Genomic DNA, 11020 nt, shown 5'->3' on the forward strand with positions numbered 1-11020 from the left:
CCACGCGCGTGCCGACCCCCGCCTCGACCACGAGGGACCGGTCCGCCACCTCGGCGCGGGGCGCGGCGGGTTCACCCGCGGCGCGGCGTCGGGCCGCGCCGAGGTGAGGCGCGTCGATGGCAAGATGTCCGCATGAAGGTTCGTGTGCTCGTGGTGGACGACGACACCGCCCTGGCCGAGATGATCGGGATCGTCCTGCGCTCCGAGGGCTTCGAACCCGTGTTCTGCGCGGACGGCGACCTCGCGCTCGAGACGTTCCGCAGCACCCAGCCGGACCTGGTGCTCCTCGACCTCATGCTCCCGGGCAAGGACGGCACCGAGGTGTGCCGCCTCATCCGCGCCGAGTCGGGCGTGCCCGTCATCATGCTCACCGCTAAGAGCGACACGGTCGACGTCGTGCTCGGGCTCGAGTCGGGCGCCGACGACTACATCTCCAAGCCGTTCAAGCCCAAGGAGCTCGTCGCCCGCATCCGGGCGCGCCTGCGCCGCACGGAGGAGCCGGCCCCGGAGCACCTGTCGATCGGCGACGTCGAGATCGACGTGACGGGCCACCGCGTCTCCCGCGGCGGCGAGCAGGTCGCGCTCACGCCGCTCGAGTTCGACCTCCTCGTCGCGCTCGCGCGCAAGCCCTGGCAGGTGTTCACGCGCGAGGTCCTCCTCGAGAAGGTGTGGGGCTACCGCCACGCCGCGGACACGCGCCTCGTCAACGTCCACGTCCAGCGTCTGCGGTCGAAGATCGAGCACGACCCCGAGAACCCGGAGATCGTGCTGACCGTCCGCGGCGTCGGGTACAAGGCGGGCGCGACCCGCACGTGAGCGCGACGGCCGGCTCCACCGACGGGCGCTGGCGAGGGCTCTGGCGCCGGGTCCGTCGACGCGTGCGTGCCACGGCCCGCCGCGTCGTGTGGCGCTGGCGCTCGTCGATGCAGCTGCGCGTCGTGACGTCCGCGCTCGTCGTGGGCGTGCTCACGGTCGGCGCGCTGGGCGCCTATCTCACGGACGCGATGCGCGACGGGCTCTACGAGCGGCGCGCGGCCGAGGTGGACCTGGAGAGCGCACAGTCGACGCAGCAGGCGCGCAGCACGCTCGACGCGTCGCCCGCCGCGAACGCGACGGAGGCGCAGTCGCTGCTGTTCGACCTCTTCTCGATGCTGCAGACCACGGGATCGTCGCGTGACGTCTTCCTGTGGCAGGCGGGAGGGTCGAGCACCGTCGGGTTCCTCGACCTGTCGACGAACCCGCAGCTCGTCGACCTCGTCACGCCCGAGATGCGCGAGGCCACGGTCACCGCCGACGGCGAGCAGTACCTGCAGTCCGTCGCCATCCCGGTCGACCCGGCGGACCCGGACTCGCCGGTCGTGCCGGGCATCGTCGTCGGCTCGACGGTCGAGGTGCCCGTCGCCGGGACGTACGAGCTCTACTACCTGTACGACCTGGAGGCCGACCAGGAGACGCTGCGCTTCCTGCAGTCCGTCCTGCTCGTCGGTGCGCTCGTCCTGCTCGCGCTGCTCGTCGGCATCACCGCGCTCGTCACCCGACAGGCCGTGCTGCCCGTGCGGCAGGCGGCGACCGTCGCGGAGCGGCTCGCCGACGGTCGCCTCGACGAGCGGCTCCCGGTCAAGGGGCACGACGAGATGGCCTCGCTCGCGCACTCGTTCAACGAGATGGCACGGAGCCTGCAGGACCAGATCGGGCGCATGGAGGAGCTGTCGATGCTCCAGCGCCGGTTCGTCTCCGACGTCTCGCACGAGCTGCGCACGCCGCTCACGACGATCCGCATGGCGTCCGAGGTGCTGCACTCCTCGCGCGAGGACTTCGACCCCGTCTCGAAGCGCTCGACCGAGCTGCTGCAGACGCAGCTCGACCGGTTCGAGGACCTCCTCGCAGACCTGCTCGAGATCAGCCGGTTCGACGCGGGGGCCGCGGTCCTCGACGCCGAGCGCCGCGACCTGCGCGACGTCGTCAACGCCGCGGTCGACCACGCCGCCCCGCTCGCCGAGCGCAAGGGCGTGTGGCTGTCGGTCCACCTCGGCGACGAGCCCGTCACCGCGGACGTCGACCCGCGGCGCGTCGAGCGCATCGTGCGCAACCTCGTCGTGAACGCGATCGAGCACGCCGAGGAGCGGCCCGTGGAGATCACGGTCGAGGGCGACGGGCACGCCGTCGCGGTCGCGGTGCGCGACCACGGCGTGGGGATGACCGCGGACGAGGTCCAGCACGTGTTCGACCGCTTCTGGCGTGCGGACCCCGCCCGTGCCCGCACGACCGGCGGCACGGGCCTCGGCCTCGCGATCTCCCTCGAGGACGCGCACCTGCACGGCGGCTGGCTCGAGGCCTGGGGCCGTCCGGGGCGCGGCGCGAGCTTCCGGCTCACGCTCCCGCGGCGCGCGGGCATCCGGCTCCAGTCCTCGCCGCTGCCGCTCGTGGCGGAGGCGGCGGTCGGCCGAGGGCTCCCCGCCGAGTGGAGCGCGACGACGCCGGTCGTCGAGGACGTCGAGGGGACGGCAGGCCCCGCCGACCTGCCGTCCGTCACGGGCGGCATCCCCGTCGTCCTGCCGCGCGACCACGACCCGTACCCGGGCCGCGGGGCAGCGCCCCGGCCCGGGGAGCAGCCGGAGCGGCAGACCACCGACGACGTGCAGGAGGCGCGATGACCACGACCGGGACCCTGCGCCGTCGGACCGTGCGTGCGCTCGCCGCCGGGCTCGCGGCAGCGTTCGTCGCCGCGCTCGGCGCGTGCGCCTCGATCCCCACGTCCGGACCGGTCACGGAGGGTCAGGCCACCCCGGAGGACCCCGGCCAGCCGTTCGTCAGCGCCGCCGCCCCGCGCCCCGACGCGTCGCCGTCCCAGATCGTCCAGGGCTTCCTCGCGGCCCAGGCCCAGGGCGCCCGGAGCTCGTTCGACGTCGCGTCGGAGTTCCTCACGCCGGAGGTCCAGGAGGAGTGGTCCCCGCTCGCCCAGGTGGCGATCGTGGCGGGGGAGCCGGAGCTCGTCGTGGACGAGTCGACGCTCGAGGGCGGGACGACGACGGTCCGCACGACCGCGGAGCTCGTCGGGACCGTGGACGAGCACGGGGTCTACACCGAGGAGGTGCCCGGGCAGACCATCGAGATCTCCTACGGCCTCGTGCGCGACGACCGCGACCAGTGGCGCATCGACACCGTCGACGACGGCCTGACGATCACCGAGACGAACTTCGCGCAGACGTACAAGCAGGTCAACCTCTACTTCCCGACGGTCGACCGGGAGTACCTCGTGCCCGACGCGCGCTGGTTCCCCAGCCGCAACTGGCAGGCGCTCGCGGTCCGGGAGACCCTGCGCGGGCCGTCGGAGTGGCTCGCCGGCTCCGTGGCGACCGTCGCTCCCGAGGGCACCGCGCTGAGCATCGACTCGGTCCCGGCGATGGAGGGGACGATCTCCGTGCCGCTCACGGATCCCGTCACCGCGGCCTCGTCCGCGGACCGCGCCCTGCTGCTGGCCCAGCTCCAGGCCTCCCTCGGGGGGCGCGTCGAGATCACGGTCGACGTCGGCGGGTCGGTGCTCTCGGCCGACGAGGTCCCGACCATCGGCGTCGCGACGACCCCCGACGACCCCGTCGTCCTGGCCGGCGACCAGATCATGAGGCTCCAGGGCCGCACGACCGAGCCGGTCGCGTCCGCCGCGCCGCTCACGGGCCTCCAGCCCACGGCCCTCGCGTTCCGAGGGCGCTCCACGGACGCCGCGTTCGTCGTCCGCGACGGGGGCAGTCGCATCGTCACGGCGCCCACCGCGGAGGCCGGGCCGACGACGCTCCTCACCGGGTCGAACCTCCTCGCCCCCTCGATCGACCGCTACCAGTACCTGTGGAGCGGTCCGCAGGTCCAGGCGGGCTCGTTGCAGGTCGTCGACCTCGGCGAGGCGGGTCCGGACGAGGCCGTGACCCCCGTCGCGGCGGCCTGGCTCGAGGGACGCACGATCATGTCGGTGCGGGTTGCTCCGGACGGTGCGCGGGTCGCCGTCGTGAGTGACGCGGGGAGCGGGGCGCAGATCCACGTCGCCGGCATCGTCCGCGACGAGGCCGGGCGCCCGACCCAGCTCTCCGAGCCGGTCCGGGTGGGCCAGCCCGTGCTGGCGGCCACCCAGGTCACGTGGGTCGACCGCGCGCTCCTGGGGGTCCTCGGGCGGACGGCGGGGACGGCCGAGCCCGCGGTGCAGCGCGTTCCCGTCGGCGGGCCCACGGTGCCCTCCTCGCCGGTCGAGGACGCGGTGTCGCTCGCGTCGGCGACGGGCGTCTCCACGACGCTCGTCGGGACGAGCGACAGCAGCCTCTACGCGGCGGGCACCTCGACGCTCTGGACCAGGGTCGCGACCGAGGTGCGGCTGCCCACCTTCCCGGGCTGACCACGGCGGCGACGCCGCGCCGTCCCGGTGGCGGCCCGTCGCTCGCGCAGGGTCGACCACAGGACCGGCCGTCGACTCGCGGGAGCGCCCGTGCGGCGCCGTCGTCCACAGGTCTCGCACCCCGTGCCCGCCTGCGGGACCCCGCGCGGGCAGGCTGGCCCGGTGCTCCTCCGTGCCCTCGACGACGTCGCACGCCTCGTGCTGCCGGTCGCCTGCCCGGGGTGCGACCGCCCCGACGTCCGCTGGTGCGCCGACTGCCTCGCGCCCCTGGACGCCCCGCTGCGGCGCCGTGAGCAGGCGGCCCCGCGCCTCGACCGGCTCGACGGCGTCGCGCCCCTGGCGGTGTGGGCGCCCGCGCACTACGCAGGGCCGGTACGCGGTGTGGTCGTCGCGTGGAAGGACCGCGGCCGGGCCGATCTCGACCGCCCGCTGGCCGCGGTCGCGCGACACGCGGGCGGCGCGCTGGCCGGGCTCCTCGGTGCGGGCGCCCGACCCGTCGCGAGGCCGCTGGCGCGAACGGATCGCGGACCGTCGCCCCGGGCGGTCCTGGTCGTTCCCGCGCCGACGTCCGCCGCGGCGCGGCGGGCCCGCGGCCGGGACCCCGTCGTCGTGCTCGCGCGCGGTGTCGCGGCGGGCCTCACAGCCTCGGGGACACCAGCACGGGTCGTGCCCCTGCTCGTCCAGCGCGGGCGCGCGCGCGACCAGGTCGGGCTGGGCTCCCGCGCGCGTGGCGCACGCCTCGGCGCCGTCGGGGTCGCGACCGGGCCGGTGACGCGTCGTCGGGTGCGCGAGGCCGTGCGGGACCGGCTCCCGTGCCTCCTCGTCGACGACGTCCTCACCACCGGAGCGACCCTCGCCGCGAGCGAGGCCGCCCTGGCGCGCATCGGCCTGCCCGTGCTGGGAGCCTTCGTCCTCGCGGCGACGCCCGCGCCCTCGCGGCGTCGCGAGGCCGTCCGCGGCACCGTTGCCGAGGTGCCGTGACGCACCGTCCGGCGGACGGGCCGAAGGTCCTCCGGTTCACCTCCCGTTGGTGCTGCCGACATCCCGGGACGGGGGTTAGTCTGAGGGCCAGTCGCCGCGGACGACGGACGTGCAGGGCACGTGCGACGCCGCGCGAGCGTACCGAGCGCGCGGCCTCGCGCCGCAAGGAGGTGGTAGCCCACCGCACCCGGAACGGGTGCCCCTACCGAATCCGAACGAGGCGCTCGGACGCACCGAGCCGGGCGCCGCACAAGATCCTCGCGGAGGCTCACATGGAGATCGTCGTCGTCGGCAGGCACACGGAAGTGGCAGACCGCTTCCGCCGGCACGTGGAGGACAAGCTCGCCAAGGTCCAGCAGCTCGCGCCCACGGCGCAGCGCGTGGACGTCGAGGTCACCCACGAGAACAACCCGAGGCTCTCCGGGGTCCGCGAACGCGTCGAGCTGACCGTGCGCGCCAAGGGACCCGTCGTCCGTGCCGAAGCAGCGGCGGACGACCGGTTCGGCGCGCTCGACCTCGCGATGGACAAGCTCGCCGAGCGCCTGCGCCGTGCCCGCGACCGTCGCAAGGACCACCGCAACCACACCGTCGTGCCGCCCGTCGACGTGCGTCCCTACGACCCGGCCACGCACGCCGCGCCCCCGCCGCCGGCGCCGACCGCGCCCAGCGAGCCCGGGGAGGCCGTCGAGACCACCCTCGGCGACTCGCCCGTCGTCATCCGGCAGAAGCTGCACTCCGCGGAACCCATGACCGTGGACGACGCGCTGTACGAGATGGAGATGGTCGGCCACGACTTCTTCCTCTTCGTCGACGTCGAGACCTCGCGCCCGTCCGTCGCCTACCGGCGCCGCGGCTGGACGTACGGGGTCGTCGCGCTCGACACGTCCTGCGACTGCGCCGACGCAGCGGTCGAGAAGACCGCCTGACCCGCACCGACGCGCCCGGACCCTCCTCGGGTCCGGGCGCGTCGTGCTGTCCGGACCTGCCGGCGTGTGGGTGGGGTCGGGCAGGATCGGAGGGTGGTCGCCACGCCGTCGAGGTCCGAGTCGCTGTCCCTGTCCCAGGCGCGCCGCGTCGCGCTCGCCGCGCAAGGGCTGCACCGCGAGCGTCCGTACGACGGGACGGGCGGGCGGGCGCCGACGATGCGGCAGGTCCAGGGTGTGATCGACCGCCTCGGGCTGCTGCAGATCGACTCGGTGAACGTGCTCGCGCGGGCCCACCTCATGCCGCTGTACGCGCGGCTCGGCCCGTACGACACGGCGCTGCTGGACCGTGCCGCGGGTCGGGCGCCGCGTCGGCTGGTGGAGACGTGGGCGCACGTGGCGTCGTACGTCCCGCCGAGCACGTGGCCGTTGCTGGAGTGGCGTCGCCGCCGGTACCGGACCGAGGCGTGGGGGGCCATCAGCGCGGTCGAGATGAGCCACTCCGACGCTGTGGAGGACGTGCGCCGCCTCGTCACCGAGCGTGGCCCCATCACGGCCAGCGAGGTGCACGAGATCCTGGAGGCCGAGGGCCGGGCGCACCCGCGCGACCGGTCGCAGTGGGGCTGGAACTGGACGGTCGCCAAGCGCGCGCTCGAGTTCCTGTTCTTCACCGGCGAGATCACGTCCGCGCGCCGCAACGGCGCGTTCGAGCGCTGCTACGACCTCACGGAACGCGTGCTGCCGCCGGTGGCCCTCGCGGCGCCGCCCGTCGCGGACGCCGACGCCGTCCGGGCTCTCCTCGAGATCGGTGCGCGCGCGCACGGGGTCGGGACGTTGCGCTGCTTCAAGGACTACTTCCGGCTCCGCGGTCCCGCGGTGCGCACGGCGTTCGACGAGCTCGTCGAGGCGGGCACGCTGCGACCGGTGACGGTGCGCGGCTGGGACGAGCCCACCTACCTGCACGCCGACGCCGTGCTGCCTCGGCGTGCGACCGCGACGACGCTGCTCAACCCGTTCGACCCGCTCGTGTTCGAGCGCACGCGGCTCGAGCGGCTCTTCGACGTGCACTACCGGATCGAGATCTACGTGCCGGCACCGAAGCGGGTGCACGGCTACTACGTCCTGCCGTTCCTCGAGGGCGAGCAGCTCACGGCGCGCGTCGACCTCAAGGCCGACCGGCGCGCGGGCGTCCTGCGCGTGCTGTCGGCGCACCGCGAGCAGGCGGCGGGGGAGGAGACGGCGGCCCGGCTCGCCGCGGAGCTCCGCGTGCTCGGTGGGTGGCTCGGCGTGCCGGACGTCGACGTGGCGCTCTCGGGAGACCTGGCCCCCGCGCTCGCGGCCGAGGTGGCGACGACGGGCTGACGGCCGGGGCGCGCGGTGGGCGGCCCGCCCGGGCAGGGACCCGGCGTCGTACCCTGGCGCGGGGTCTCGCCGGCGAGGTTCGTCGTCGGCGAAACCCGGGCGGGTCCGACGTCGCTCCGACTCGCCTACGATGTTGTGTGACGTTGCCGACGTCCGCTGCCGTGCGCGCCCGCGCGGGAGAGCGTCGGCGCTGCTCCCGGACCACCCGGCCCGGGCACCGATCGATACGGGAGTCCTGCGTGCCTTCGATCCTCGACAAGGTCCTTCGCATCGGCGAGGGCCGGATCCTCAAGAAGCTGTCCGGCATCGCCGACCAGGTCAACAAGCTCGAGCCGGGCTTCGAGGATCTCACCGACGAGGAGCTGCGCGAGGAGACCGACCGCTTCAAGGCGCGCCTCGAGGCCGGCGAGACCCTCGACGACCTGCTCCCCGAGGCGTTCGCGGCGGTGCGCGAGGCGTCCCGCCGCACGCTCGGCCAGCGGCACTTCGACGTCCAGCTCATGGGCGGCGCGGCGCTGCACCTCGGCAACATCGCCGAGATGAAGACCGGTGAGGGCAAGACGCTCGTCGCGACCACGGCCGCGTACCTCAACGCGCTCGAGGGCAAGGGCGTGCACGTCGTCACGGTCAACGACTACCTGGCGAAGTACCAGAGCGAGCTCATGGGCCGCGTCTACCGCTTCCTGGGCCTGACGACCGGTGTCATCCTGTCCGGTCAGACGCCCGCGCAGCGCCGCCAGGAGTACGCCGCGGACATCACGTACGGGACGAACAACGAGTTCGGCTTCGACTACCTGCGCGACAACATGGCGTGGTCCACGGACGACCTCGTGCAGCGCGGCCACCACTTCGCGATCGTCGACGAGGTCGACTCGATCCTCATCGACGAGGCGCGGACGCCGCTCATCATCTCGGGTCCCGCGTCGGGCGACACGAACCGCTGGTTCGGCGAGTTCGCGAAGGTCGTGCGGCGACTGAACCAGGGCGCCGACTACGAGGTCGACGAGAAGAAGCGCACCGTCGGCGTGCTCGAGCCGGGCATCGAGAAGGTCGAGGACTACCTCGGCATCGACAACCTCTACGAGTCGCTCAACACCCCGCTCATCGGGTTCCTCAACAACGCCATCAAGGCGAAGGAGCTCTTCAAGCGCGACAAGGACTACGTCGTGCTCAACGGCGAGGTCATGATCGTCGACGAGCACACGGGGCGCATCCTGCCCGGGCGTCGCTACAACGAGGGCATGCACCAGGCCATCGAGGCCAAGGAGGGCGTGCAGATCAAGGCGGAGAACCAGACGCTCGCCACGATCACGCTCCAGAACTACTTCCGCCTGTACTCCAAGCTCTCGGGCATGACCGGTACCGCGGACACCGAGGCCGCCGAGTTCCAGGGCACCTACAAGCTCGGCGTGGTGCCGATCCCGACGAACCGGCCGATGCAGCGCGTCGACCAGGCCGACCTCGTGTACAAGAACGAGGAGGGCAAGTTCGACGCGGTCGTCGCGGACATCGTCGAGCGCCACGCGCAGGGTCAGCCGGTGCTCGTCGGCACGACGAGCGTCGAGAAGTCCGAGCTGCTGTCGTCCAAGCTCAAGAAGCAGGGCGTGCCGCACGAGGTCCTCAACGCGAAGCAGCACGAGCGCGAGGCCTCGATCGTCGCGCTGGCGGGCCGCAAGGGCGCCGTCACGGTCGCGACGAACATGGCCGGCCGCGGTACCGACATCATGCTCGGCGGCAACGCCGAGTTCATGGCGGTCGCGGACCTCGCGGCGCGCGGCCTCGACGCGGCGGAGAACCCGGAGGAGTACGAGGCCGCCTGGCCCGACGCGCTCGAGAAGGCGAAGGCCGCGGTCGCGGCGGAGCACGACGAGGTCCGTGAGCTCGGCGGCCTCTACGTGCTCGGCACCGAGCGCCACGAGTCGCGCCGCATCGACAACCAGCTCCGCGGTCGTTCCGGCCGTCAGGGCGACCCGGGCGAGTCCCGGTTCTACCTGTCGATGCAGGACGACCTCATGCGCCTGTTCAACTCGACCCTCGCCGAGTCGATGATGAACCGCGCCGGGTTCCCCGACGACGTGCCGCTCGAGTCGAAGATGGTCACGCGCGGCATCGCGAGCGCGCAGGGCCAGGTCGAGTCGCGCAACTTCGAGATCCGCAAGAACGTCCTCAAGTACGACGACGTCCTGTCGCGCCAGCGCACGGTCATCTACGACGAGCGCCGTCGCGTGCTCGAGGGCGAGGACCTGCAGGAGCAGGTGCAGCACTTCCTCACCGACGTCGTCACCGCGTACGTCGAGGGCGCCACGGCGGAGGGCAACCCCGAGCACTGGGACCTCGACGCGCTGTGGACCGCGCTCAAGGCCGTCTTCCCGATCTCGATCGAGCCCGACGAGGTCGTCGAGCAGGCGGGCGGGGAGACGCGCCTGACGAGCGAGATGCTGCTCGAGGAGATCCTCTCTGACGCCCGCATCGCCTACCAGAGCCGCGAGGAGCAGCTCGGGTCGACGAACATGCGTCAGCTCGAGCGGCGCGTGACCCTCTCGGTCCTGGACCGCAAGTGGCGTGAGCACCTCTACGAGATGGACTACCTCAAGGAGGGCATCGGCCTGCGCGCGATGGCGCAGCGCGACCCGCTCGTCGAGTACCAGCGCGAGGGCTTCCAGCTCTTCCAGGCCATGACCGAGGCCATCAAGGAGGAGACGGTCGGGTACCTCTTCAACCTCGAGGTCAAGGTCGCCGAGCCGGGTGCGGCACCGGGCCAGGCGGCGGCGATCTCGGTCGCGGACGCGGCCCAGGCCGCGCAGTCGGCCGCCGGCCAGGCGCTCGGCGGGGCGGCGGGCGCGGCCTCGGCCGGTGCCGCCGCAGGTCTCGCGGCGGCGGCCCAGCAGGCCGCCGCTCCGGCGCAGGACGCCCCTGTGGCGGACGCTCCCGTCGAGGACGCACCGGCGACGACCGACGCCCCGGTCGAGGACGCTCCGGTCGAGCAGGCGCCTGCTCCGGTCACGGCCCCGGCGGCGTTCGGCGGGCCGAGCGGTGACCGCGCCGGCACGCTCATCGCCAAGGGCCTCGACGGCCCCGACCGGCAGGTCCCGCTGTCGTACAGCGCGCCGAGCGAGGACGGCACCGGTCAGGCTGTCGTCTCGGGCGACGCGAGCCGGCGCTCGCGCCGCGCGCTGCACGGCGAGGCGAGCGCGGTCGAGAGCGACGGACGCACGTTCCCGGGGACGCCGCGCAACGCGCAGTGCCCGTGCGGTTCGGGCAAGAAGTACAAGGTCTGCCACGGCCAGAACGAGGAGTGATCCTCGACCCGTCCGGCGTGCGCCGCGACGGGACCGACGACGGCGGGGCGTGCCACCAGCGGGTGGCGCGCCCC

Annotated in this window: 7 protein-coding genes; all 7 read left to right on the plus strand. The window is 73.6% G+C overall.

Features of this window, described 5'->3' with window-relative positions; all coding sequences use genetic code 11:
- Nucleotides 1-132: 132 nt before the first annotated feature.
- The 7 genes from mtrA (at nt 133) to secA (ending at nt 10946) form a co-directional block, all read left to right on the plus strand.
- Complete coding sequence (gene mtrA, locus ACFVN3_RS16245; RefSeq protein WP_047232133.1) at nt 133-816, plus strand: MtrAB system response regulator MtrA; 684 nt, start codon at nt 133-135, stop codon at nt 814-816.
- Nucleotides 817-878: 62 nt separating this feature from the next.
- Complete coding sequence (mtrB, locus tag ACFVN3_RS16250) at nt 879-2654, plus strand: MtrAB system histidine kinase MtrB (protein WP_378233960.1); 1776 nt, start codon at nt 879-881, stop codon at nt 2652-2654.
- Nucleotides 2651-4381 (plus strand): LpqB family beta-propeller domain-containing protein, encoded by a 1731-nt coding sequence (locus ACFVN3_RS16255; protein WP_378233961.1) that lies wholly within the window; start codon nt 2651-2653, stop codon nt 4379-4381. The genes mtrB and ACFVN3_RS16255 overlap by 4 nt, the downstream gene beginning before the upstream one ends.
- A gap of 162 nt (nt 4382-4543) precedes the next feature.
- Entirely contained in the window at nt 4544-5362 is an 819-nt protein-coding gene (locus ACFVN3_RS16260; RefSeq protein ID WP_378233962.1) for a ComF family protein, read from the plus strand.
- A gap of 272 nt (nt 5363-5634) precedes the next feature.
- Nucleotides 5635-6288, plus strand: a complete 654-nt coding sequence (gene hpf / locus ACFVN3_RS16265) for a ribosome hibernation-promoting factor, HPF/YfiA family (protein ID WP_047232136.1) — start codon at nt 5635-5637, stop codon at nt 6286-6288.
- A gap of 93 nt (nt 6289-6381) precedes the next feature.
- Nucleotides 6382-7647 carry a winged helix-turn-helix domain-containing protein gene (locus ACFVN3_RS16270; protein ID WP_378233963.1) on the plus strand — a complete coding sequence of 422 codons (1266 nt, stop codon included), beginning with the start codon at nt 6382-6384 and terminating at the stop codon, nt 7645-7647.
- A 239-nt stretch (nt 7648-7886) separates the two neighbouring features.
- Nucleotides 7887-10946, plus strand: coding sequence for a preprotein translocase subunit SecA (secA, locus tag ACFVN3_RS16275; RefSeq protein ID WP_378233964.1), 3060 nt, complete (start codon nt 7887-7889; stop codon nt 10944-10946).
- Nucleotides 10947-11020: the final 74 nt, after the last annotated feature.

It is taken from the genome of Cellulosimicrobium sp. NPDC057862, assembly GCF_042797035.1.
Classification (GTDB): Bacteria; Actinomycetota; Actinomycetes; order Actinomycetales; family Cellulomonadaceae; genus Cellulosimicrobium.